At 68.0% G+C, this 23,751-nt stretch carries 24 protein-coding genes; 10 read left to right on the top strand and 14 right to left on the bottom strand.

Annotation, left to right across the window (positions count from 1 at the left end; all coding sequences use genetic code 11):
• Positions 1–63 precede the first annotated feature (63 nt).
• The 3 genes from EV192_RS16860 (at position 64) to EV192_RS16850 (ending at position 2,718) form a co-directional block, all read left to right on the top strand.
• On the top strand, positions 64–1,194 hold the full coding sequence (locus EV192_RS16860) for a serine/threonine-protein kinase (protein ID WP_165960421.1): 1,131 nt from the start codon (positions 64–66) through the stop codon (positions 1,192–1,194).
• A gap of 100 nt (positions 1,195–1,294) precedes the next feature.
• Positions 1,295–1,732 (top strand): hypothetical protein, encoded by a 438-nt coding sequence (locus EV192_RS16855; RefSeq protein ID WP_132116244.1) that lies wholly within the window; start codon positions 1,295–1,297, stop codon positions 1,730–1,732.
• Positions 1,733–1,809: 77 nt separating this feature from the next.
• Entirely contained in the window at positions 1,810–2,718 is a 909-nt protein-coding gene (locus EV192_RS16850; RefSeq protein ID WP_132116242.1) for a helix-turn-helix domain-containing protein, read from the top strand.
• On the opposite strand, the gene EV192_RS16845 is transcribed toward EV192_RS16850, so the two are convergent.
• Positions 2,696–3,805, bottom strand: a complete 1,110-nt coding sequence (locus EV192_RS16845) for an FAD-dependent oxidoreductase (protein WP_132116240.1) — start codon at positions 3,803–3,805, stop codon at positions 2,696–2,698. The two genes, EV192_RS16850 and EV192_RS16845, sit on opposite strands and share 23 nt — an antisense overlap.
• Before the next feature lie 106 nt (positions 3,806–3,911).
• Here EV192_RS16845 and EV192_RS16840 point away from each other — a divergent pair, with 106 nt between their 5' ends.
• Complete coding sequence (locus EV192_RS16840; protein WP_132116238.1) at positions 3,912–4,463, top strand: TetR/AcrR family transcriptional regulator C-terminal domain-containing protein; 552 nt, start codon at positions 3,912–3,914, stop codon at positions 4,461–4,463.
• Between the two features lie 18 nt (positions 4,464–4,481).
• On the opposite strand, the gene EV192_RS16835 is transcribed toward EV192_RS16840, so the two are convergent.
• The 6 genes from EV192_RS16835 to EV192_RS16810 all read right to left on the bottom strand — a co-directional run bounded on the left by EV192_RS16835 (position 4,482) and on the right by EV192_RS16810 (position 11,300).
• Entirely contained in the window at positions 4,482–5,600 is a 1,119-nt protein-coding gene (locus EV192_RS16835; RefSeq protein WP_132116236.1) for an ABC transporter ATP-binding protein, read from the bottom strand.
• Positions 5,601–5,613: 13 nt separating this feature from the next.
• Positions 5,614–6,534 carry a carbohydrate ABC transporter permease gene (locus tag EV192_RS16830; RefSeq protein ID WP_132116234.1) on the bottom strand — a complete coding sequence of 307 codons (921 nt, stop codon included), beginning with the start codon at positions 6,532–6,534 and terminating at the stop codon, positions 5,614–5,616.
• A gap of 13 nt (positions 6,535–6,547) precedes the next feature.
• The gene (locus EV192_RS16825) at positions 6,548–7,384 is read right to left on the bottom strand and encodes a carbohydrate ABC transporter permease (protein WP_243726884.1); all 837 of its coding nucleotides are present in this window, start codon (positions 7,382–7,384) and stop codon (positions 6,548–6,550) included.
• A 73-nt stretch (positions 7,385–7,457) separates the two neighbouring features.
• The gene (locus EV192_RS16820) at positions 7,458–8,897 is read right to left on the bottom strand and encodes an ABC transporter substrate-binding protein (protein ID WP_243726883.1); all 1,440 of its coding nucleotides are present in this window, start codon (positions 8,895–8,897) and stop codon (positions 7,458–7,460) included.
• Between the two features lie 462 nt (positions 8,898–9,359).
• Positions 9,360–10,328: a hypothetical protein gene (locus EV192_RS16815; RefSeq protein ID WP_132116232.1), complete on the bottom strand. Its 969-nt coding sequence runs from the start codon at positions 10,326–10,328 to the stop codon at positions 9,360–9,362.
• A gap of 96 nt (positions 10,329–10,424) precedes the next feature.
• Positions 10,425–11,300: a helix-turn-helix transcriptional regulator gene (locus EV192_RS16810; RefSeq protein WP_132116230.1), complete on the bottom strand. Its 876-nt coding sequence runs from the start codon at positions 11,298–11,300 to the stop codon at positions 10,425–10,427.
• A gap of 132 nt (positions 11,301–11,432) precedes the next feature.
• Here EV192_RS16810 and EV192_RS16805 point away from each other — a divergent pair, with 132 nt between their 5' ends.
• Positions 11,433–12,368: an NADP-dependent oxidoreductase gene (locus tag EV192_RS16805; RefSeq protein WP_132116228.1), complete on the top strand. Its 936-nt coding sequence runs from the start codon at positions 11,433–11,435 to the stop codon at positions 12,366–12,368.
• Here the strand turns inward: EV192_RS16805 and EV192_RS16800 are convergent.
• Both EV192_RS16800 and EV192_RS55790 read right to left on the bottom strand, forming a co-directional pair.
• Complete coding sequence (locus tag EV192_RS16800; RefSeq protein ID WP_243726882.1) at positions 12,365–14,059, bottom strand: putative bifunctional diguanylate cyclase/phosphodiesterase; 1,695 nt, start codon at positions 14,057–14,059, stop codon at positions 12,365–12,367. The genes EV192_RS16805 and EV192_RS16800 overlap by 4 nt on opposite strands.
• A 111-nt stretch (positions 14,060–14,170) precedes the next feature.
• Positions 14,171–14,551: a hypothetical protein gene (locus EV192_RS55790; RefSeq protein ID WP_132116226.1), complete on the bottom strand. Its 381-nt coding sequence runs from the start codon at positions 14,549–14,551 to the stop codon at positions 14,171–14,173.
• A gap of 67 nt (positions 14,552–14,618) precedes the next feature.
• Here EV192_RS55790 and EV192_RS16790 point away from each other — a divergent pair, with 67 nt between their 5' ends.
• Positions 14,619–15,407 (top strand): glycerophosphodiester phosphodiesterase family protein, encoded by a 789-nt coding sequence (locus EV192_RS16790; protein ID WP_424923360.1) that lies wholly within the window; start codon positions 14,619–14,621, stop codon positions 15,405–15,407.
• Here EV192_RS16790 and EV192_RS16785 read toward each other — a convergent pair.
• Positions 15,404–15,781: a transglycosylase family protein gene (locus EV192_RS16785; RefSeq protein WP_132116222.1), complete on the bottom strand. Its 378-nt coding sequence runs from the start codon at positions 15,779–15,781 to the stop codon at positions 15,404–15,406. The genes EV192_RS16790 and EV192_RS16785 overlap by 4 nt on opposite strands.
• Positions 15,782–15,957: 176 nt before the next feature.
• On the opposite strand from EV192_RS16785, the gene EV192_RS16780 reads away from it, so the two are divergent.
• Together EV192_RS16780 and EV192_RS16775 are read left to right on the top strand one after the other, a co-directional pair.
• Positions 15,958–17,316: an MFS transporter gene (locus EV192_RS16780; RefSeq protein WP_132116220.1), complete on the top strand. Its 1,359-nt coding sequence runs from the start codon at positions 15,958–15,960 to the stop codon at positions 17,314–17,316.
• 342 nt (positions 17,317–17,658) lie between these two features.
• Positions 17,659–18,003, top strand: coding sequence for an RNA polymerase-binding protein RbpA (locus EV192_RS16775; protein WP_132116218.1), 345 nt, complete (start codon positions 17,659–17,661; stop codon positions 18,001–18,003).
• A gap of 108 nt (positions 18,004–18,111) precedes the next feature.
• Here the strand turns inward: EV192_RS16775 and EV192_RS16770 are convergent, their stop codons facing one another.
• Both EV192_RS16770 and lnt read right to left on the bottom strand, forming a co-directional pair.
• A complete protein-coding gene (locus tag EV192_RS16770; RefSeq protein ID WP_132116216.1) occupies positions 18,112–18,861 on the bottom strand; it encodes a polyprenol monophosphomannose synthase in 750 nt (249 codons plus the stop codon).
• A 16-nt stretch (positions 18,862–18,877) separates the two neighbouring features.
• Positions 18,878–20,458 (bottom strand): apolipoprotein N-acyltransferase, encoded by a 1,581-nt coding sequence (gene lnt, locus EV192_RS16765; RefSeq protein ID WP_243726881.1) that lies wholly within the window; start codon positions 20,456–20,458, stop codon positions 18,878–18,880.
• A gap of 347 nt (positions 20,459–20,805) precedes the next feature.
• On the opposite strand from lnt, the gene EV192_RS16760 reads away from it, so the two are divergent.
• The gene (locus EV192_RS16760) at positions 20,806–21,303 is read left to right on the top strand and encodes an SRPBCC family protein (RefSeq protein ID WP_243726880.1); all 498 of its coding nucleotides are present in this window, start codon (positions 20,806–20,808) and stop codon (positions 21,301–21,303) included.
• A 58-nt stretch (positions 21,304–21,361) separates the two neighbouring features.
• Positions 21,362–22,063 carry a hypothetical protein gene (locus EV192_RS16755; RefSeq protein WP_132116210.1) on the top strand — a complete coding sequence of 234 codons (702 nt, stop codon included), beginning with the start codon at positions 21,362–21,364 and terminating at the stop codon, positions 22,061–22,063.
• Positions 22,064–22,079: 16 nt separating this feature from the next.
• Here the strand turns inward: EV192_RS16755 and EV192_RS16750 are convergent, their stop codons facing one another.
• Positions 22,080–22,964, bottom strand: a complete 885-nt coding sequence (locus EV192_RS16750) for an SDR family oxidoreductase (RefSeq protein ID WP_132116208.1) — start codon at positions 22,962–22,964, stop codon at positions 22,080–22,082.
• A gap of 109 nt (positions 22,965–23,073) precedes the next feature.
• A complete protein-coding gene (locus EV192_RS16745) occupies positions 23,074–23,682 on the bottom strand; it encodes a TetR/AcrR family transcriptional regulator (protein WP_165960419.1) in 609 nt (202 codons plus the stop codon).
• Between the last annotated feature and the right edge of the window lie 69 nt (positions 23,683–23,751).

The following is a 23,751-nucleotide window of genomic DNA, read 5'->3' as shown; positions in this document are numbered from 1 at the left end:
CGGGATGTCGTGTTGCGGCCAAACTATTCGCGGGTGGCCGGTCAGCGGGCACACTTGCGTCCCGTGACGCAGGAGACGCAGCCGGGTCGCGTGGTCGCGGGGCGATACCGGCTGCTGGGCAGGCTTGGGGCCGGTGGGTTCGGCAGGGTGTGGCGGGCGCATGACGAGGCGTTGGGCGTGGACGTGGCGGTCAAGGAGGTGTGGCTGCCGGCATTGATGTCGGCAGCCGACAGAGTGGAGCGACTGGCGCGCGCTGAACGGGAGGCGCGCAACGCGGCGCAGTTGCGCGACCATCCGAACATCATCGCCGTGCACGACATCGTCATCGACAACGGTGTCCCGTGGACGGTCATGCGACTGGTTGAGGGACGCTCACTGGATGAGCGCATCGACGAGGACGGCCCGCTCTCGGTTGGCGAGGCCGCGACGGTCGCCGTGGCGGTGCTCCAGGCGCTCGGGGCGGCGCACCAGGCGGGCATTACGCACCGGGATGTGAAACCGGCCAACATCATGCTGACCATTGGGGGCCAGGTGTTGCTGACCGATTTCGGCATCGCGGTCCACAGTTCCGACACCGCGCTGACCGCCACCGGCATGGTGGTCGGCTCGATGGAGTACGTCGCGCCGGAGCGGGTGCGTGGCGCGGAAGGGCTGGCCGCCAGCGACCTGTTCGCCTTGGGAGCGACGCTGTATCAGGCGGTGGAGGGATTCTCGCCGTTCCGGCGGGACACCACGGCCGGGACGCTGGGCGCGGTGCTGTTCGACCACCCGCCGGCACCCCAACGAGCGGGGCGGCTGGCCGATCTGATCATGCGACTGCTGGCGAAGGACCCGGGTCAACGTCCATCAATCCCGCAGGCGCTGGCCCTGGCTGGCGAACCCGTCGCGGCGGTTGCCGGGCCCGCGCCGACCAAGGTCGCGGCCCCGACACGGGGGCGTCGTCCCCTGTCGCTCGGTGAGAGGATCTGGGGCAAATGGTTGTGGGCCAAACTCGCACCGCCCGGCCAGCCGGTGCGACCCGGTGTCCGGGCGGCGACAGGTGTCGCCGTGGCCTTGCTCCTCGGCCTCGGGGTGGTCATGGTGGTCATGGTCGCGCGCATCTGGGGCTCAACGCCGGCCACGCTGCTCACCATCGCGATGGTTGTCAATGTCCTGGCCGTTGTCGGCCATCACCGCAAGTCCAGGCGCCGCTGACCAGGCGGACGGGGAACACCCGGCTGGTCATGAGCGGCCGCGGTGGTCGATGATGTCAGGCCACACATTTCGCTCACACGAGCGCCGAGGGGTCCATGCGATGACATACACGATTGACGTGTTGCGCACCTTGTTCCGCAGCTGTGCACCAGGCCAGTCCATGCTGGTTACCGCCACCGACGACTACGGCGCGGCGGTGCAGGGCTCGGTCGCCGCGGTGGCCGACAAGGTATCCGTTCGGAACTACGACGGCCGTCTGGTGGAGGTGGAATCGGTGTCGATCACCTTCGTGGACGTCACACCCGCCCAGGCGGTCGCACTCCCGGTTCAGCCGCCGGTGGTGGTGAATATCGTTAACCAGCAAGGTGTCGGCATGCCGGCCGTCGCGATCACCAGGCAACCCAAGCACACCAGCCATGGACTGCACCTCTTCCTCACCATCGTCACCGGCGGCGCGTGGGGCGTGTTCGTGTGGCTGCCGTTGACCTTGTGGCACAAACTGGGACCAGGCCGGACAACCGTGACCCACTACCGGTAGCGCCGATACGCCACCGGCGCGGGGTGTCGCGGAATTCGGTTGAGTCTCCAGTCGCTGGAAGGTTGAGGCTGATCGGCGTGACCGAGGAATCCGGGCTGTTCTCCATTGGGCAGCTCGCCCGAACTACCGGCCTGCCGGTGCGTACCGTGCGGTTCTGGTCCGACCTGGGCTTGGTCCCGTTGGCGGGCCGGACCAGCGGGAACTACCGGCTGTACGACGCTGAGGCGGCGGCCCGGCTCGATCTGGTGCGCACGCTGCGGGAGCTGGGTATCGACCTGGACACGGTTGAGCGGGTGCTGCGCGGGCAGGTGACGGTGGCGGATGTGGCTGGTGCGCATGTGCGTGCCTTGGATGCCGAGATCCGCACGTTGCGGCTGCGCCGGGCGGTGTTGAGTTCGGTCGCGCGACGTGGCAGTACGACCGAGGAGATGAGACTGATGCACGAACTGGCCAAGCTGTCCGCGCGGGAGCGGCAGCGGATCATCGACGAGTTCGTCGATGAGGCTTTCGCGGGCGTCGAGCCGAGGCCAGAGGGCGCGCACATCGCCGACGGCATGCGCACGATGCCCGCCGACCTGCCGGACGACCCCACGCCTGAGCAGGTGGACGCGTGGATCGAGCTGGCCGAACTGGTCGCGGACCCGTCGTTCAAGGCGCGGGTGCGGGAGATGGCGGTGGCCGGGTCGCGGTCGTCGACGGTCCAGGCACCGGAGTCGGTGGATCCCGCTCCGGTGATGGAGCACGCCGGTGGTGCGGTGGCGGCTGGGATCGCGCCGGATTCGCCGGAGGGCCAGGAGGTGTTGGGCCGGATCGTGTCCGCCGACATCCCGCGCGAGCGGCGGCTGGTGTTGGCCGACACGTTGGCGACGTTCTCCGACCGGCGGGTGGAGCGTTATTGGACGCTGTTGAGCGTGATCAACGGCTGGCCGCGGCGTCCGGAGGCGGTGCCGGCGTTCGAGTGGGTCATCGACGCGCTGCGCGCGTAGGGACGAACTGCGGTGTGGCGTCCAGGCTGTGCTGGACGGCGGCGAAGCCGTGGTCCAGCATGGCGTGTTCGTAGCGTTCGACGGACGCGGGCAGCGGCCCACCCCCGGCCAGTTCGCGGGTGAGGGTGGCGGCGTCGACGAACGCGGTGTTCGCGCCGAGGCCGCCGCTGGGTGGCATGACGTGGATCGCGTCGCCCAACAGGGTCACCGGCCGGGTGCCCCAGTGGTCGACCGGTTTGGCGTACCGGATCTGGCCGATGTCGGCGACCGTGTCGGCGTCGCGCACCAGGTCGTTGAGGATCGGGTGCCAGTCGCGGATGAGGTCGAGGACCACTTCGCGCGGGTCGTCGGACGTGTCGGTGTCCGGCGGCAGCATCATCACCCAGCGCAGGTAGCTCGAGGTGGGTGGCAGCGCCACGTCGGGCGCGAGTTCGACGGCGGCCAGGTGGGGCGGGCGGCGGAACTGCATCTTGCCCAGCAGCATCGACACCCGGTCGCCTTGCACGGCGGTGCCGAAGCCGGGCACGAGGGCGGCGAACCGGTCGGTCAGGGTGGTGCGGCCCAGCAGTCCGCCGAAGCCTGCCTGGACCAGTTCGGCGTGTGGCAGCAGTTGCCGGCGTACGGCGGAGTTCACGCCGTCGGCGCCGACGAGCAGGTCGGCGGTGACGTTGGTGCCGTCGGCGAACGAGGCGCGCACGGTGCCGTCGGGCAGTTCGTCATAGCGGGTGAGCTGTTTGCCGAACTCGACGGGCATGCCGGTGAGTAGCAGGTGCCGCAGCACGCGCCGGTCGGTGGCCATGCCGCCGTACATCTCCCCCATCTCCCCGGTCTGCTTCAGCTGAGTGTCGACGATCCGACGTGACCCGTCGAGCTGGCCGGTGGACGCGTCCAGCACTGTATGCAGCCGGGGCGGGAGGCATTCGCGCAGCGCGGCCAACCCGGGGCCGCCCAGGCCGATCCGGAACCCCTGGTAGCGGTTGTCCACCGCCGGGTCGCGTTCGTACACGCGCACGTCGATGCCCGCGCGGACGAGTCCCTGTGCCAGGCACAGTCCGCCGACACCGGCCCCGATGACCGCCACTCGCATGACCCCTCCCAGAACTTGAACAGTGCTCAATTGGTCAGTGTTCAAGTTACTTGGTCGGTGTTCAAGTGGCAAGATGGGGTGATCACCGACGGGACTGGGAGGGCCGATGCCGCTGCGTCAGGCGGACGTGCTGGCGGCCGCGGTCGCCCTGCTCGACGAGGTCGGCCTGGACGAGCTGAGCACCCGCAAGCTCGCCGACCGGCTGGGGGTGCGGCCGGGTGCCCTGTACTGGCATTACGCGAGCAAGCAGGCGTTGCTGGACGCGATCGCCGAGCAGGTCCTCACCCGGATGGCGGCCGACCTGCCGGACACCGGTGACTGGGCGGAGCGGCTGCGCGCGTTCGGCCATGGCCTGCGGCGGGCGATGCTGGCGCGCCGCGACGGCGCCCGGCTGATCAGCACGATGAACGACGTGTCCCCGTTGATGATGGACGGGTTCACGCAGATGGTCGACATGCTGTGCGCGGCGGGCGCGAGTTTCGAGGGCGCGGTCGCCGGGGTGGACGCGGTGACCAGTTTCGTCAACGGGTACACCCTGGAGGAACAGGCCCGCAAGGTCGGCCGCGTGCCGCGGGAGTTCCTCGATCTGGGGTTCGCGACCGGACTGGACATCGTGGTGGCCGGCCTCCAGGCGCGGGTGATGCCGCCTGGCGCGTGAGGCGCCAGGCGGATGTCGTCAGGCGTCGGGGAGGCGGTCGCCGGTTTCCTTGTCGAACAGGTGGACCGCGCCGGGGCGGGGGCGGACTCCCAGTTGTTGGCCGCGTTGGTGGTCGGCCATTCCGGGGGTTCGGATCACGATCGGGTGAGGCGCTTCCTGGTGGTCGGCGCTCTCCCCCACGGCCACCAGTTTCGCTTCTGAGGAGCCGTACAGGTACTGGTCGGAGCCGAGTTCTTCGACGGCTTCCACGGTGACGGTCAGGCCGTCGGCGCCGTCGACCAGGTCCCAGCCCTCGGGGCGGATGCCGACCACGACCGTGGGGCCGGTCAGCGCGGACCGTTGGGCCGGGGTCAGCGGGATCGTCGCGCCGCCCAACGGGACGCCGGTGTCCTGCACCCGGACCGGGATCAGGTTCATCGCGGGCGAGCCGATGAACCCGGCCACGAACACGTTGCGCGGCTTGGCGAACAGCCCGACCGGGGTGTCGCACTGCTGCAGCAGCCCGTCGCGCAGGACCGCGACCCGGTCGCCCATGGTCATCGCCTCGACCTGGTCGTGGGTGACGTAGATGGTGGTGGTGCCGAGCCGGCGTTGCAGGGACGCGATCTGGGTGCGGGTCTGCACCCGCAGTTTCGCGTCCAAGTTGGACAGTGGTTCGTCCATGCAGAACACCTGGGGTTGGCGGACGATCGCGCGGCCCATGGCCACGCGTTGGCGTTGCCCGCCGGACAGTTTCGCCGGTTTGCGCTCCAGGTACTGCTCCAGGTCGAGCAGTTTCGCGGCCTCGGCGACCCGTTGGTCGCGTTCGGCCTTGGGCATCTTGGCGATCTTCAGGTGGAACGCGATGTTCTCGTGCACGGACATGTGCGGGTACAGCGCGTAGTTCTGGAACACCATGGCGATGTCCCTGGCGCGGGGCTCCATGTCGGTGACGTTGCGGTCGCCGATCCAGATCTCGCCGTCGTCCACGCCTTCCAGGCCGGCGAGCATCCGCAGCGTGGTGGACTTGCCGCAGCCGGACGGGCCGACCAGCACGAGGAACTCCCCGTCGGCGACGTCCAGGTCGAGGCCGTCGACCGCGGGTTTGTCGTTGCCGGCGTAGTACCGGGTCGCGCCCCGGAACGAGACCGTAGCCATCTAGGAGCTCTCCCTACTTCCCGGCGCCGAGCGTGAGGCCGGTGATGATCCGACGAGCGAGCAGGATATAGAGCACGAGCATGGGCAGCACGATGATCGCCACCCCGGCCAGCAGGCCGCCGTACTCCGACTGGTAGGACGCGGCGTTGTAGAAGGTGAACAGCGCCCGCGACAGCGTGAAGTTCGCGTTCTCCTGCAGGAACACGATCGCCAGCAGGGTCTCGTTCCACAGCCCGATGGCGTTGAGGATCAACGCGGTGATCAGGCCGCCCCGGGCCAGCGGCAGCATGATCGACCAGAACGTCCGGGTCGGCGACGCGCCGTCGATCGCGGACGCCTCCTCCAGTTCGTCGGGCAGCGACCGGAAGAACCCGGTCAGCAGGAACACCGTGAACGGCAGCGACAGCGCCACGTACACCACGCCGAGGCCGAACAGGTTGTTGGTGAGTTTGACCTTGGCCAGCACGATGAACAGCGGGATGATCACGGTCTGGAACGGGATGCCCATGCCGATCGCGATGAACCCGGTCAGCGGCCCGGACCCGCGGACCCCGAGCCGGGACAGCGCGTACGCGGCGGGCGCGGAGATCAGCACGATCACCACCGAGCAGACCGCCACCAGGATCACGGTGATCAGGAACGCGTGCCCGAACTCCGCGGAGTCCCACGCGTAGGCGAAGTTGCGGAACGGCCGGCCGGTGACGAACAGCTGCCGGGGCAGGTCCAGCGGGTTGCGGAAGATCTCCAGCGGGGTCTTGAACGCCGCTCCGATCAGCCAGTACAGCACCAGGATGTTGAACGCGGTGAACAGCCACACCACGAGCGTGCCGATCACCCGCAGCGGCGAGAGCCGTTTGGTGCCGGGCGCGGGTTTGGGGCGCCGCGGGGCCTTGCGGACCGGTCGGTCGTCCACTGTGGATAGTGCGATGGCCACGTGCGGTCGCCTCTCAGAACTGGATGGCTTCGCGGCGCAGCAGCCTGCGCAACGCCACCACGAACACCGACACCAGGGCGATCATCACGACCGCGCACGCGCACGCCGTGCCGTACGCGGGGGTGTCGCCGAAGGACCGGTCGAACACGAAGATGCCCAGCGTCCAGGAGTGGATCGGGGGCGCGTACGTGCCCGACCCGGCCATCACGAACACCAGCTCGAAGATCTTGACCGCGTTGATCGTCCACAGCACGCCGGCGATGCCGACCACGTCCCAGGTCAGCGGCAGGGTGATGTTGCGGAACTTCTGCCACGGGGACGCGCCGGCGATCGAGGCGTCCTCGTAGAGGTACGGCGGGATCCGGTCGACCGCGGCCATCAGGATGGTGATGTAGAACCCGGACGACGCCCAGATGATCGACCCGAGCACCACCCAGGTGACGGTGTCGGCCTCGAGGAACTTCACGCCTTTCAGCCCGACGCTCTCCAGCAGGAAGTTCGCCAGGCCCTGGCGACCGGGCTGGTAGCGGTACACCACGCCGAAGAACATGCCCAGCGCGACCGGGGCCACGATGTTCGGGAAGAACAGGATGGCGCGGATCAGCTTGTTGCCGCGCATGTCCCGCAGCACCATGGTGAACAGGAACGCCAGGATGAACGTGCCGACGCCGCCGAGCGCGATGTAGGAGAGCGTGTTGAGGAACGCGTGCTGGAATCCCTCGTCGCCGAACATCCGCGTGTACTGGGTGAAGCCGTTGAACTGCGGGGTGTCGCCCGCGCCTTTCCAGTTGGAGAAGCTCAGCACCACGGTGGCGATCGTCGGCAGGATCAGGAACACGCCGTAGAGCACCAGGGCGGGAATGACGAACGGCCAGAACAGCCGTTTGCGGCGGGCGACGTGCGCGGCGGCGCCAGCTGGACTGTCATCCCTGGGTCTTCCAGTAGTCCGCGGTCTTGCTGGCCATGCCGTCGACGAACTGCTGCGCGGTGATCTTGCCCTTGAGCAGGTCGTTGTTCAGCGGGTAGAGCACGTTCTTGACGAAGTTGCCGCCGTAGAGCGAGTCGAGCGAGTCCATGAACACGACCTTTTCCTTCTTCTGGTCGGTCAGGACGCTGTTGAGCTGCTTCAGGTCGTCCGGCACGGGCAGTTCCGGCCGTGGCGCGAGGTTGTCGGCCACCGCGGGGATGCCGCGGGCGAGGTCCTTGTTGGCGAAGTACGCGATGAACGCCTTGGCGGCGTCCGGGTTCTTGGCCTTCTTGGTCACCGCCCATCCGATCGGCAGGAACTCCACGGTGTCGTGGGTGGCGTCGTCGGGCTTCGGGAACTGGAACGACCCGTAGTTGATGGCCTTGCCGCCGCCCTGCTTGCCCAGGTACTCGCGGGTCTCACTGGGGCCCCACGACCCGACGAACAGGTAGGAGGCGTCGCCGTCCGCCCAGCGCTGCTGGATCTGCGGGAACTTGCCGGCGTCCCAGCCGTCGATGAGGTAGCCGCCCTTGGCGATCTTCGCCACGACCTGCGCGGCCTTCAGGTAGCCGGCCTCGGTCTTCCACGACTGCCCGGTCTTGTCGGCCGCCGCCTTCTGCATCGCGCCCGCGCCCACGTACCGTTCGGCGACCTGGGAGACGAAGTAGGCGTTGTAGAAGTCGATGTCACCGTCCTGGGCGATGGCACCGCCGCCGGCCTTGGCCTTGTCGAGCAGCTTGAACAGGTCGTCGATGGTCTTCGGCTCGGTGAAGTCCTTGACCTTGTCCTTGTTGTACCACCAGGCGTTCGAGAGCACCTCGTAGGGGATCTCGAAGATCTTGCCGTCCTTGTCCTTGTTGGCCGGCAGGTTGTACAGCGACTCGGGGATGACGTCCTTGACGGTCTTGCCGCCGGCCTCGCCGGTCTTCATCGCCAGCACGTCGTCCAGGCCCTGGGTGCCGCCCGCGTCCACCACCGCGGCCTTCACCTGGCTGATGTCCTGGTCGATCAGGTCCGGCACGGTGTCGGTGTTCAGTGCCGGCGCCACGTTCTGGGTGAGGAACTTCCGGCCGAGCCACTGCACGTTGACGGTGACCCCGGCCTTCTGCTTGAAGCAGTCGAACGCCTTCTGCAGCAGCCGGCCCTGCGGTTCGTCCTTGGTCCACATCGACCAGTACGTGAACGTCGTCTGGGTCGGCTTGACCCCGACCTCGGGGCAAGGTGCCGACATGTACTCCTGCTCGCCGACGAGGTGTCCGTCGTCGGTGGCGCCCCCGCCACCGCCTCCGCCCGAACCGCCGTCGTTCGACGAGCCGCAGCCGGCCAGCACGAGCGAGACGGCCGCGCCCAGCACGACAGCGGACGTGCGTCGCGTACCGTCAACCATCGATCGCATCCAGTCACCACCTAGAGAGCATTGTGTCAAGACAGCAGGCCGTCTTGAGCGGTTGTGCAACTATTCCGGCAGTTTCAAGCAGAAGTCAACACAAAGATGCAGTCTTGTTGCATTGGTCTGTACCAACCTAGCTCGCGGGTCACCTTGCACCGAGGTCACCCTCTTGTCCAGTCGAGGAATAAGCCCTACCCGTACGGGTGACAATCCCAGGGCAACGCGCCCACCAGGCGTTTTCCATCGCCGAGTCCGACGTGGCGGGTCCCGGGGCCGGGTTACGGCGGCAACACAATCGTGATCAGATCGCCACACCGCGAACCCCCGCCGTCCGTCGGGAAATGTCCAACATCCTGGCACCGGCGATGACGATTGCACAGCACCGACGCGGACTACACCACGCGTCGCGATGCTAATGACACAGACAAGCCCCCGATCCAGGGGATCGGGGGCTGCGGGCGGTGTCCGCTACCGGCCTTTGCCGGCGGCCGCGACCGTGTCCGGCAGGACGAAGGTGGTGCTCGTCGGGGTCTGCTTCTCCGACTTCAAGGTCAGCGTGTAGCTGCCCTGGGCCGGGTCGTCGACCAGGAAGTACGCGTACACCCCGGTCCGGCTGTTGTCCCCGCTGACCGCGTCGATCGGCGACACCGCGGTGACCACCGACAAACCACTCGGCAGGGTCAACGAGAAGTTGCTGCCGAGGTAGGAGGTCGTCCACGCCCCGACGGTCGTGAGGTCGTAGGTCAGCCGCAGGTACACCTTCTTGGCCGGCGCCTCGCTGTGCTTCTCCGGCACGTCGGCGCGGACCTCGGCGGCCGTGACCGTGGTGGTGATGTTGTCCAACGAGTCGGTCACGTTCAGCTTCGCCTGCACACCCACCGCCACCGGGTGGTGGGCGATGAGCGTGCCGGTGTCGCCGAGCGGGACGACCGCCTGCTGGTCGGCCGCCCGGCCCAGCGTCAGCACCGCCTGCTCCAGCCGGAACTTGTTGTCCACCGCGAAGGAGACGGTGCCCGCGCCGGCCGCGTTCCCCGGCACCTGGGGCGTGTCCGTCTTCGACACCTGGTACTGGTTCACCCCGCCGGACGACAGTGACATCTGCCCGTTCCCGTCGAACGTCGCCGGGTCCGGGCCGAGGTTCTCGGCCACCAGGTCGAAGGTGGCCGTCGACTTCTCGACCGTGACCTTGCGGACGGTCACCTTGAACCCGTTGAGCCACACGGTTTTCCCGATGTCCCGGGCGCCCGGTGGTTCAGCCGCGCCGGACGAGGCGCCCACCGCCGCGTTGCTGTCGCTCACCGCGCTGTTCGCTGTGTTGCCTGCGGTGTTCGCCGCAGTGTTCCCTGGGGTGCCGGTGCTGGGCGTCGCCCCGCCGCAGCCCGCCACCACCAGCCCCGCCCCGGCCAGCACACCCGCCAGCACCCGACGACCCCACATGACGGCTCCCCTCCGTAGGTGGTTCGCGCGTCACTATCCGGCACCGGATGTCCCGCCGGGGCCTACCTTTCGGGCAGCACAACGGGCGACTGCGGCTTAGGAACGGTCGTTCGCGGACGTGCTCGTCGCCGCGGTGTCGTGCCGGTGCTGCGGGCCCAGGACGCGCAGCATGTCCAACGCGTCGGTGCCGCCGGGCGGCGGGGTGAAGACCAGCAGTCGCTGGTCCGCCGCGGGCGTCGCCAGCACCTCGCAGTCGAACTCGATCCGGCCGAGCTCGGGATGGATCAGCCGGTACGGGTGCGACCTGCGCACCGCGACCTCGTGGCGGTCCCAGAGCGCCGCGAACTCGGCGCTGGCCGCGCGCAGCCGCGTGACGAGTGCGCGGGACGCCGCCTCGTCCCCACGACGGGCCACCGCCGCGCGCAGGTCGGCGACCAGCTGCCGGGCATGCTCCGCATGCTCTTCGGCCGCGAAGTGGCTCCGCACGGCCGGCTCGGTGAACCAGCGCAGCACGATGTTGCGGTCCTCCCGGGCCACCGTGCACACGCACCCGAACAACGCCTGCGCCATGTCGTTGTGCGCCAACAGGTCGCCCAGATCGCTCAGGACCTGGACCGGCACGCTGTCCAGCCGGTCCAGGAGGTACAGCATGCTCGGCCGCAGGTACTCCCCGGCCCGCGTCCCCTCCGGCGGGCGATGCCCGGCGAGCAGGTAGAGATGGTCCCGCTCGTCCGTGGTCAACCGCAGCGCACGGGTGAGCGCGACCAGCATCTGAACCGACGGCTGCGGGCTCCTGGCCTGCTCAAGCCGCATGTAGTAGTCCGCCGACATCCCGGCGAGCGCCGCGACCTCCTCACGGCGCAGCCCCGGCGTACGCCGCCTCGGCCCCTCGACCAGCCCGACGTCCCGTGGCGTCAACCGACCCCGGGACCGGCGCAGGAAGTCGGCGAGGTCCTCGCGGTGTATCCCCATCCCGTAGTGATATCACCGTTCGTCGAACGCATCCTCGGACCGCCGATCCTAGGAAGACCGCTCCGTTCCCGACCCGTCGACGGCCAGGCAAGGTCGAGGTCTGTCCGAACGAGGAAGAGCGGTGATCACGCGATGAAGGCGGTGCGGTTCCACGAGTACGGCGGGATCGATGTCCTGCGGGTGGAGGAGGTGAACCGGCCGGCGCCCGGCCCCGGGCAGGTGCTGGTCGAGGTCCGCGCGGCCGGGATCCAACCCGGCGAGGCCCACATCCGCGCCGGCCAGCTACACGAGCGGTGGCCGGCGACGTTCCCCTCCGGACAGGGCAGCGACCTGGCCGGCGTCGTGGTGGAAGCCGGCCCGCACGTGCGTGGCGTCGCGGTGGGCGACGAGATCCTCGGCTTCACCCACACCAGGGCCAGCCACGCGGAGTTCGTCACGGTCAACGACGTCAACCTGACCCCACGACCAGAAGGGCTGCCCTGGGACGCGGCCGGGTCGTTGTACGTGGCCGGCACGACCGCGTACGCCACCGTGTTCGCGGTCGACCCCGAACCAGGCGACACCGTCGTCGTGTCCGGCGCGGCAGGCGGCGTCGGGTCTCTCGCCGCGCAGCTCGCGCGGCGGCGCGGCGCCACAGTGATCGGGCTGGCGAGCGAACCGAACCACACCTGGCTGAAGGACCACGGCATCGTCCCGGTCCAGTACGGGGACGGTGTGGCCGACCGGATCCAGCAGGCCACCGGCGGGAACGTCGACGCGTTCATCGACACGGTCGGCAACGGCTACGTGCGACTGGCCGTGGAGCTCGGCGTACGGCCCCAGCGGATCAACACGATCCGCGACTGGCACGCCGCGGCCAAGATCGGCGCGCGGACCGACGGCGAAGGCGCGGCAGCGTGCGCGGTCGTACTCGGCGAGCTGGCCCGGCTCGCCGCACGCGGAGAGCTCGAAGTGCCGATCGCCCGCACCTACCCACTAGAACAGGTCCGGGACGCGTTCCGCGACCTGGAACAAGGACACACCCACGGCAAGATCGTGCTCCGACCCGATCAGAAAACCGCTGGTTAGGCGTTCTCCGCGCGGGCCCGGTTCTGCTCCGCCGCCTCCTCCATCGACTGCGGACGCTGCGGCAACCCCACATTCGGGCGCGCCAACAACGCGTTCAACGGCTCCGGACGCCCCAAGTGGAAGCCCTGCGCCACCCGCACCCCCAACCGCGACAACGCCTGCACCTGAGTCGGCCGCTCCACCCACTCAGCCACCACCGACAAACCCAGGCCACGCGCGATGTCCACGATCCCGCTCACCAACACCGTGTCCCGGCTGCCGTAGTCGATACCGTGCACGAACTCGCCGTCGATCTTCAACCCGGTGATCGGCAACTGCTTCAAATGCACGAACGACCCGAACCCCGACCCGAAGTCGTCCAACGTGATCCGACACCCCGACGCCCGCAGCTGCTGCGCCAGACTGCGCGCCGCGTCCAGGTTCGTCACCGCCGCCGTCTCGGTGATCTCGAACCCCAACCGCCCCGGCGCCACCCCCGCCGCCGCGATCCGGTCCAGCACGAAATCACCGAAATCCTCATCCTCCAGCGTCCGCCCCGACACGTTCACATTGAACCGGAGCCCCGGATACGGATGCTCCACCAACGCGTCGATCGCCGTACCCGCCACCCACCGGTCGATGTCCAACACCAAGTCACTGCGCTCCGCCGCCGGCAGGAACTCACCCGGCCCCAACCGGGGGTGCTTGTTGTCCTCCAACCGCAGCAACAACTCGTGCCCCACCACCCGGCCGGACGTCAGCTTCACCATCGGCATCGCGTGCAACGCGAACCCGCCGTCCTGCAACGCCGCCCGCAACCGGTCCAACACCGACACCCGCAACGCCGTATCCGTGTAATGACCCTGCTCGTACACCGTCACCCGGTTACGACCCGCCGCCTTCGAGGCGTACAACGCCAGATCCGCGTTCGCCAGGATCGCCTGCCAGCTCTCCCCCGTCTCGAACCGCGCCACCCCCGCGCTGATCGTCGTCCGCGTCCCACCCGCGCCACCACTCAACGGAATCGCCGCCACCGCCGTCCGCAACCGGTCCGCGACCGCCACCGCCTCACGCTCGTCCGCACCCGGCAACACCACCGCGAACTCGTCCCCACCCAGCCGCCCCACCACCTGACCGTCGGTCAACCGGTCCCGCAGCAGATTCGCCAACGTGCACATCACCCGGTCACCCGCGGGATGCCCACGCAGGTCGTTGATGTCCTTGAAATTGTCCAGATCCAGCAGCAACAACGCGCCATGCCCACCCAACGCCAACTGCCGCTCCAGCTCACGGGTCAACGCCCGCCGGTTCGGCAACCCGGTCAGCGGATCCTCCTCCACCATCCGCAGCAGATCCTCATGCCGATGGCCCAGCTTCGCACCCCGCAGCTCCTGATCCCGCCACCGCGTCACGTCCGTCGCCCGGAACAACAGATCCGCACCGGACAACACCGCACACGAGATCTCCAGCCACCGGTGCTCCTGGCCACCCCGCCAGGACACCACCACCCCCGGCAGGCCATTCGTCGGCGCCTCCGGGGCACCCGCCAACAACGCCGGGAGGGACCGACCGACACTCTGCTCGGCGCTCAGCCCGAACAGCTCGGCCATCCGTGGGTTCACCCACTTCACCCGGCACCGCTGGTCGGTGACGGCAAACGCGACATCGCTGGCCGCCAGCACCTCGCCCACTGAGGCGCTGTCGTCGCTCACTCACACCCTCGCAGGTCTCTCGGCCACCCTTATGTGATCAAGCAGTTGTCATCAAGCACTGTCGATCAAGACACAGCACAAGACGCACGAAGCGTAGCCGACCGACCCCGATCAGCGCAGACGCTCCAACGCATCAGCCGAACGCAGAATCTGCCCAGCCAACCGACCCAGCTCCGCGGCGTCCGCCCCATCCTGTGCCGCGGTCACCACATCCTCCGCCGCACACCGCAGCTGAAACAACCTGTCCTGCAAATCCGCCAACTCAGCCGTGGACAACACCACCGCGTCATCAGGCAGACCACTGCGCTGCAACGCCGCCCGACGCTCATACGCACGCTGCCGACACGGCTGCGCACAATAACGCCTCGGCCGACCCACCCGATCCTCCTCCGGCAACCTACGGCCACACCACCCGCAATGCCGGGGCTCACCCCGCCCGGAGAACACCCCGGGCACAACCGCATCCGGTGCGTCACCGGAAACCACCGTCATGAGATTCGACCGTATCTGGACATCGCCCCGCCACCCAAACGCCACGCCGCCGGTGCACACTCGTATCGTGCACAACCTTGACTACCTGGCCGGACCCTACCCGCGGGCCTTCGCCCACCGCGGCTGGCACCTCGACGACCTCAGCGGCATGGAGAACTCCCTCAGCGCGTTCCGCCGCGCCGTCGACGAAGGCTACCGATACCTCGAAACCGATGTGCACGCCACGTCCGACGGAGTGGTGGTGATCCACCACGACGACAAACTCGACCGCACCACCGACACCCACGGCACCCTCGCCCGACTGCCCTGGAAGAGCGTCGCCCGCGCCAAGATCGGCGGCCGCGAAGGAGTCTGCCGCCTCGAAGACCTCCTCGAGGAACTCCCCGACGCCCTGCTCAACATCGACGTCAAAGCCGACTCCGCGATCGAACCCGTCGCCGAGACCCTCCGCCGCACCGGCGCGCTCAACCGCGTCTGCCTCGCCTCCTTCTCCGACTCCCGGCTGCAACGCCTCCGCCGCCGCATCGGCCCCAAACTCGTCACCTCCATGGGCCCCCGCTCAGTCGCCGCGCTCTGGACCGCCGGCCGCATCTGGGCACCCCGCGCCTGGCGCGCCATCCGCGGCGCCATGGCCCAGGTCCCAGTCACCCAAAGCGGACTCCGCGTCGTCGACGAACGCCTCATCACCGCCGCCCACCGCCGCGGCATGGAAGTGCACGTCTGGACCATCGACGACGCCACCCAGATGAACCAACTCCTGGACCTCGGCGTCGACGGCCTCGTCACCGACCAACCAGGCATCCTCCGCGACGTCCTACGCGCCCGCGGCGCCTGGGCCACCCCCAAACCCGCCTAACCCATATACGCCGACTCCACATACGTCGGCACCCGACGGCTCCGGGCATCCCCGTCCTCCCGCAGACCCGCCCGACGCACACACCCACCCCACGGCTGCCACCCCCGCATCCGATACAGGTACAACGCCCGATAGTCCTGCTCCACCGCGGACGCCTGATGCGGCAGACCCGCCCCACCCACACTCCGCCACGTACCCAGACTGAACTGGTACGCCCCGAAGAACCGCCCCCTCGTCACCGCCTCATAACGACCGCCCGACTCACAGTCACGCAACCGAGCCCACCCCGACCGCGGCGGGTCCGCCCACGCCACCGAACCACCCGACACCACCGTTCCCGCCACCAACGACGCTGTGACCAGCAGTTTCATCATGATCGCCGACGCTACGACACACTCGCCCCACCCGCCCCGCGAGTCACCCGAACGATGGGCACGTGAATTTTCGATACCGCCCCGCTACCGGAATGGCCGGAAACTCCCCCGAACCCGGTCCAGACCAGTACAGTCCCGGCATCTCAACCGAATGATGATCTTGCCGGAAGGCGGCCATGGCAGAGGTGTTGACACAGCCGACCGCACCCCGCGACGCGCTCAAACGCCAGCGGCTCGGATGGTACGGCTACGCGTGGGCCAGCCACACGTTCGAAGTCACCGTCATCACGGTGTTCATGAGCCGCTACCTCCCGTCCACCGCGATCAACGCCGTCGGCGACAACGGCCGCCTACACGTCCTGGGCATCCCCATCGCACCCGGCTCGCTGTTCACCTACGTGATCTCCCTGTCCAGCATCTCGCTGTTCATCCTGCTCCCGATCATGGGCGCCATCACCGACCGCACCGGCAGCAAACGCGCCATGCTCCTCGGCTTCGGCTACCTCTCCGCCGCCAGCGTCACCGCCATGTGGTTCGTCGGCAGGACCGACTGGCAACTCGGCTCCATCCTGATGATCGTCGCCTACCTCACCTACAGCGCCGCCAAAGTCGTCAGCAACTCCCTGCTCGCCGACCTCGCCGACGCCGACCAGCGCGACAAGATCTCCTCCCGCGGCTGGGCCATCAGCTACGTCGGCGGCGGCATCCTGCTCGCCATCAACTTCGTGTTCTCGTTCATGATCGACGACAAGGCCCTGCTCGCCCGCGTCTCGCTGGCCAGCGCCGGCATCTGGTGGGCCGCCTTCGCCCTCGTCCCGGTCTTCCTGCTGCGCAACCTGCCCCGGTCGGTGCCGGACCGAAAGATCGAGGGATCCGTGATCACCGCCGGATTCCGTGAACTCGGCGACACTCTCCGCAAACTCCGCGCCTACCCGCAGTCGCTGCTGTTCCTCGTCGCGTTCCTGGTCTACTACGACGGCATTTCCACCCTCACCACCCTCTCAGCCGACTACGGCGAGAAAGAACTGCACCTGTCCGACCAGACATTGCTGTCCGCGATCCTCATCGTGCAGTTCGCCGCGTTCGGCGGCGCCCTGCTGCTCGGCCGGCTTTCCGAACGCTGGGGCGCCAAACGGGTGATCTCGGCCAGCCTCGTCGTCTGGATCTTCGTCGTCGTCGCCGCCTACTTCCTCCAGGTCGGCAGCGCCCTGCAGTTCTACGGGCTCGCGATGCTGCTCTCCATCGTCCTGGGCGGCACCCAGGCGCTGAGCCGGTCGCTGTACTCCAACATGATCCCGCGCGGCAAGGAAGCCGAGTTCTTCTCCCTCTACGAGGTCTCCAGCTCCGGGACCAGCGCACTCGGGCCGCTGCTGTTCGGCCTCGCCCTGCAGAACACCGGCAGCTACCGGGTGGCGATCTTCAGCCTGATCGCGTTCTTCGTCGTCGGCCTGGCCATCGTGCTCAAGGTCAACGTGCCCAAGGCGGTCGCCGCCGCCGGCAACACGCTCCCCCGTAGCCTCAGTGGCAAGGGGTGAGAAAAACAACCGCAATAAGAGAGTGACCAACTACTTTCCGTTGTTGATATTCACTGTGACGAGAACCTCGTTTGGGGCCCTCCCGGACGGGTTACCCCAGCACGATGGACCTGCCCGTAACACAGCTCCTCCGATCGGGTGAGATGTTGGTGCCGATCGCGGGATAACGCGTCACTTTCCCGCGCCGATTCCCTCCCTTAGGAGGAAGCTGTTGTTGACGGGTGAAGCATGTCACTGTGTGCAACGATGTGCCGGGCGAGGGAATCTTCCGGCCGTTCCGTTCGTTGCGCACAGTGAGCAACACCCTGGCTCGTTGCCCGAGCCGAACGAAAGGACACCGCCATGGCCGACCGTGTTCTCCGTGGAAGCCGGCTGGGAGCGGTCAGTTACGAGACTGACCGGAACCACGATCTCGCCCCGCGTCGTACGGTTCGGTATGCGTGCCCGAAGGACCACGAATTCGAGGTGCCCTTCTCGGACGACGCCGAAATCCCACCGACCTGGGAGTGTCGGCTCCACGGTACCGAATCCAAGATGATCGACGGCTCCCTCCCGGAGCCCAAGAAGGTCAAGCCACCCCGCACCCACTGGGACATGCTCCTCGAACGCCGGACCATCCCGGAACTCGAGGACCTGCTCACCGAGCGGCTGGAAGAACTCCGCGGACGGCGCAGCCGCACCGCCTAGGACACGACCTGAAGCACTCCCACCACGATCACCCCGCCTGGACCTCCCGCCCAGGCGGGGTTTTTGTGTCGCTGTCCCGCGCCCCCAAGCCCGGAACCACGACCACCCTCACTTCTTGCCGCGCACCAACCCGCGCACCTGGTTGTACCGCAACCGCAGACCCCACTTGAACACCCGGACCAACGCCTCACGCACGATCGAACCCGACATCTTCGACTGCCCGATCGCCCGCTCGGTGAACGTGATCGGCGACTCCACCACCGTGAACCCCGCCTCGATCACCCGCCACGTCATGTCGATCTGAAAGCAGTACCCCGCCGACGCCACGTTGTGCAGCTTCAACTTCTCCAACGCCGCCCGCCGGAACGCCCGGAACCCGGCCGTCATGTCCTTCACCTTCGCGCCCAACCACACCCGCGAGTACAGGTTCGCACCCCACGACAACATGTACCGGCTCTTCGGCCAGTTCACCGTCTTGCCACCCGGCACGTACCGCGACCCGATCGACAGGTCCGCGTCCGACAACGCGCCGATGATCCGCGGCAGATCCTCCGGCGCGTGCGACCCGTCCGCGTCCATCTCCACGATCACCGCGTAGTCCCGATCCAACGCCCACTGGAACCCAGCGACATAGGCCGCGCCCAGACCGGCCTTCTCGGTGCGGTGCAGCACGTGCACCCGCTCGTCCGCCGCGGCCAGCTTGTCGGCGATCTCACCCGTGCCGTCCGGGCTGCCGTCATCCACCACCAGCACGTGCGCCTTCGGCACCGAACTGTGCAGCCGGTCGATGATCGGCGTGATGTTCTCCCGCTCGTTGTACGTCGGGATCACCACGAGCACCGGCTCGAGCTCCGCCATCCGTTTCCTCTCCTTGTCATTCCTCATCGCGGCTCGAGTCAGCGCGCCGACGCCGGACCCGCCCCCCGACCGCCCACAACACCGCCGCCAGGCCGCCGACGACCATAGCTCCTTCTGGCCAGGCCCCGATCCGGGTAGCCAGGGTAACGGTCGTCCGTTTCGGCACCGTGGCGACCAGCGTGTCAGGCGTGTACAACTCAGTCTGACGGGTGACCGAACCGTCCGGCCGCACGATCGCGCTCACCCCCGTCGTGGCCGACACCACCACCGCCCGGCCGAGCTCCACCGCCCGCACCCGCGACATCGCCAACTGCTGGTAGCTCATCTCCCCCGGCCCGTACCAGGCGTTGTTCGTCGGCACCAACAACACCTGCGCGCCCTGGGCCGCCGCGGCGTTCAACACGTCGTCGTACGCGACCTCGAAACAGATCGCCACACCCATCCGCACCCCGGCCATGTCCAGCACCGGCTGCTGCGTCCCCGGCGTGAGATCCACCTCCTGGTCGGCGAACGGCGTGAAGATCCGCGCGACCGGCCGCAGCGGGAAGAACTCACCGAACGGCACCAGCTTCGACTTTGCATACATCTGCCCAGGACCCGTCTTCGGATCCCATACGATCACGACGTTCTGCTCCGTGCCGTCCGCGTGCCGGATCCGCGCCCCGACCAGCGTCGGCACCCCCAGATCGGCCACCACCTTGCTGATCTCCCGGTCGGCCGCCGGGTCCGCGCCCAGCGCGGTGAACGTCTCGGGCATCACCACCACGTCCGGCTTCGGCACCCGGCCATGCTGGATGTCGTCCGCCAACGCCGCCGCACGCTCCAGATGATTGCGCCGCATCGTCGTACCGGCGCCCGAGCCGAGCCCCGCCAACCCCTGTGGCCCGTTGCCCTGCACCACCGCGACCGTCAACGAGCCCGCCTGCGCGTCCGTGCCGATCGTCGGCCACAACGCCGCACCCGCCACCAACGGCACCACCGCGACCACCGCGTACCGCACCCGCCGGCGAATCACCACTACGGCGATCGCACACCCGGTCAGCACCACCGCGAAAGTCAGCAACGGCGCCCCAGCCACCGACGCCAACGGCAGGTACAACCCCTCCGGCTGCCCGAAACCCACACGGGCCCAAGGGAAACCGCCGAACGGGAACCGGCCGCGGATCGCCTCACCAGCGACGAACAGCATCGCCATCCACACCGGCCCACCCGGCAACGTGCTCACCACAGCCATCCCCGCCGCCGGCAACGCCATCAACACCGCGACCGCCGCCGACAGCGCCAACCACGGCGTCGGCCCGAAGTCCGCACCCAGGAAATGCTGCAACCAGTACAACTCGGGCAACGTGAACGCCAACCCGAACACCAGCCCGTACCCGAAACCCGCCCGCGCCCGCCGCCCGTGGATCACTCCCGCGAACACCGCGAACGCCACCGGCGCGACCCACCACAGCGGCCTCGGCGGGAAACTCGCGAACAGCAGACCGCCCGCGCCCGCCGCCAGAACCAGCCGCCACACCGTCGGACGACTCGGCACAAAACGCCGCCGACCATGCGGAACCCGCCGCGGCTGCGGTGACACGGCGGTTTCGATCACGCCACTCAGCGTACGTGTGTCCCCCATCCGGCCCGCTTGCCTCCCTGTATCGATCCGACGAACAGTGGACAAAACAGACCCTTGTCCGGTCTCTGTCGGTGATTATCAGTCGATTTTCGTCACTTGATAAGAGACTGTGAACGTAGTCCTGAATGTAGCCATAGAATTGGAGCCAGTGGGGACCCGCGGATGCGTCCCGCCGGGACGGCTACGCGCCATGTGTCGGCGTGGCAGCTCTATGCCGATTGGACAGTATCCAGATGATTACTGCATACGATCGACAAGGCCGAGCGGCGGCGTCTTCGTGCGCTGCGCGACCTGGAACGACGAGAAGAGAGGAACATGACGTGGCTGACAGGCCGGCTTTTGTGTACGTCACCTTCATCCAGGCCACGCCGGAGCGAGTCTGGCACGCGCTGACCGACGCCGACGTGACCGCCGAATACTGGGCAGAGCACTGCAACGTCTCCGACTGGCAGGTCGGGTCGCCCTGGGAGCACCGGCGCACCGATGGTTCCGGGATCGCCGACCTCGTCGGCACGGTGCTGGCGGCCGTGGCGCCCAAGCGGCTGGTGATCACCCGGACCGGCCCGAACGAGGAGCGGCCCACCGGCCCCGGCCGAGTCACCTTTGACATTGAGCCGCACGGCGACATCGTCCGGCTCACCGTCACTCACGAGAACCTGACCGACCACGCCGAACACGTCTCGGTCTCCGCCGGATGGCCGTCCGTGCTGGCCAACCTCAAGACCTTCCTGGAAACCGGGCACGTCCTCCCGCAAGGACCATGGGAAATGTACGCGGAGATGCGCGCCGCCCGAATGGCACTCAACGACCCCAAGTGACCACCGTGCCAACCGCCCGGATGTCACCGCGGCGATCGTCGCGGCCCGTGAAGCGGAGGTGTCGAATGCGGACCTGGCTGAACAGTGGGGCGTCGTGAACATTGTTGATTCGGGTCCGGTCGAAAGAAGGTTCGGTGCCAGCGTGCGGGCCTGCTTGGTGATTGCTTTCTGCGCAATGCTGCTCATCGCTTGTGGTACCAGCGGAGGGGCCGGGTCCGGCCAGCTAGCAGGTGGCGCCACGGTTCCAGCCGAGGTGACGTTCGACGCCGATGTGGCAATCACCGGCGCGGAACTCACGGTTACCTGGCGTGTGGTCAATCGAAGTAGCAAGGAATTGGTAGCCCCAACGCTCGTCACGCATCAGGGCAAGGTGCCGAAGGGTGACGCATATGTTGTCCCGGCCGGCGACAACATTGAAATCGCGCAGCGGCTCTTCGACTGGCCCGACGAAGTCGAGGAACTGGCGGTGCCGCCGTCCGTGGGCGTACTGCGCGTCCGCCCCGGCACCACGGAGTCGCGAACCATCCGGGTGCCCCGTCCGTTAACGGGCTACCACCCCTTCGGGGACGCCTTCGATGACGGTCCACCCAAACTACCGTCCGACCCGGTGGGCGTCGTCTTCTGTCTCGGGGTCGTGCCACAGCCATACCCGCCCGCTCTGGCACTCGGCAAGGCGGACGGCGTCGAGATCGCGCTCCATGGGCGGGTCCCCTATGCACAGCAGCACCGCTTCTGCACCGACCCGGTGGCTTTCAGGTGATCTGGGAAGGGTCGGGTCAGAAGCTGCCGGTGTCGCCGTCACCGGCCAGGGCACGGAAATAGTCCTGGAGATGGTGCTGGCCGATCGGAACGCCGACCATGTCCCGGCTCAGGGCCCGTCGGAAAAAAGTCAGGAACCCGGAGGCGTTGCGGTTGAACGGACCCACGGCGGCGGCCAGCGCGTCCACGGGCCAGTACGGCAGGTGCAGCATCCGTTGCCTCCGGTCGAGAACGCGCCGGGCCAGATCGGCGATCCCCGCCACGGTGTAGGTGTCCGGACCACCGAACCCGAACTCAGCGTTGTGCAGCGACGGGTCGGTGATCGCGTTCACCACGACCTGCCCGATGTCCGCGGGGTGCACGGGATTGATCCGGTACTGCCCGTGGCCGAAGACGATCCCCCAGCCTCGCTGGGCGAATCGGAAGATCTCGGCCATGTCGTTGAAAGCGCCAGTTGGCCGAAGCACCGTCCAGTTCAGTCCGCTGTCCTTGAGCCGCTGGATGAACTCCTCGCGCGGGCGCAGAACAGGAACCGACTCCATCATGTCAACGGCGTGCAACACGCTGACGAAGATGAACCGCCGAACCCCGGCGCGGAGCCCCTGTTCCAGGACGTTGAGGTTGGCGTGAAGGTCCACCGCCTCGGGTGTCGGTCGGCTGCGCAGCGTCCGAAGACCGATCGATGACACGATCACGTCGACGCCGTCGCAGAGCCCGTCGAGGGTGCCTGGCCTGGTCGCCTCGCCGGTGAAGACCTCATCGCAGGCATCGCGTACAGGGGCCAGGCGGCGCGGATCGCGGGCGAGGGCCCGAACGCGATAGCCACCCTCATGCAGTGCCCAGGCAATGTTCCTGCCGATGTACCCCGTCGCGCCGGCGACCAGCACTGTCTTGCCGTCCATCTCGGTTTCCCTTTGGTCAGTAGTGAAACGCCGTCACCTCGACACCGCCAGCGGGGCGCTGTGGAGATGCCCCCTCGCGTGCCGGTGGCCCAGCGCAGTGGTCAGTTGGTCAGTGCGGCGCGCCGGGTGCCAAGCCGTCCAGGATGACCGCCAGGGCAGGCTCCGCCATCCTCGACGGCGTCAGGGCTCCGGGATCGACAAGGCATTGCAGCAGCAGGCCCTCGACCAGCCCCACGATCACCGCTGGGGTGTCCTCGGGCACGTCGGCACGCACGGCGCCCTCGTCCTTGGCCTGCTCCAGCAGCGAACCGATCAACTGGCGGTACTCGACGTAGATCCCCGCGAAATCGACCGGCGTGCCGGGTCGCTCGCCGCTTCCCCCGATCCGCCGCGCCGCCCAGAAGTCGAACACGAGTCGGGCGAGGTCGGGGCCGGACTGCGCGCCGGCAAGCATCGCTTCCACGATCGAACGCAGCCGGCTCAACGCGGGCTCGCGCGCCTTGGCGATCGCTCGCATCTGCGTCAGTACCCCATCGGCGAACCTGACGAAAGCGGCGTCCAGAATGTCCTCACGACGATCGAAGTAGAGATAGATCGTTCCCTTGGCGACCCGGGCCTCCCGGGCGACATCCTCGATCTTCGTCGCGTGGAACCCGGTGCGAGCGAAGACGCGGATGGCCGCGTCGAGGATCTCCGCGCGCTTCTCATCCTTGCTCATGGACCGCGGACTCATCGACGCCTCCGAGAATGACTGACCGGACAGTCATTATCATGGCGTCCCCTCAAT

The organism is Actinocrispum wychmicini (genome assembly GCF_004345645.1).
GTDB lineage: Bacteria > Actinomycetota > Actinomycetes > Mycobacteriales > Pseudonocardiaceae > Kibdelosporangium > Kibdelosporangium wychmicini.
This window is presented reverse-complemented; position numbering and strand designations above follow the sequence as displayed.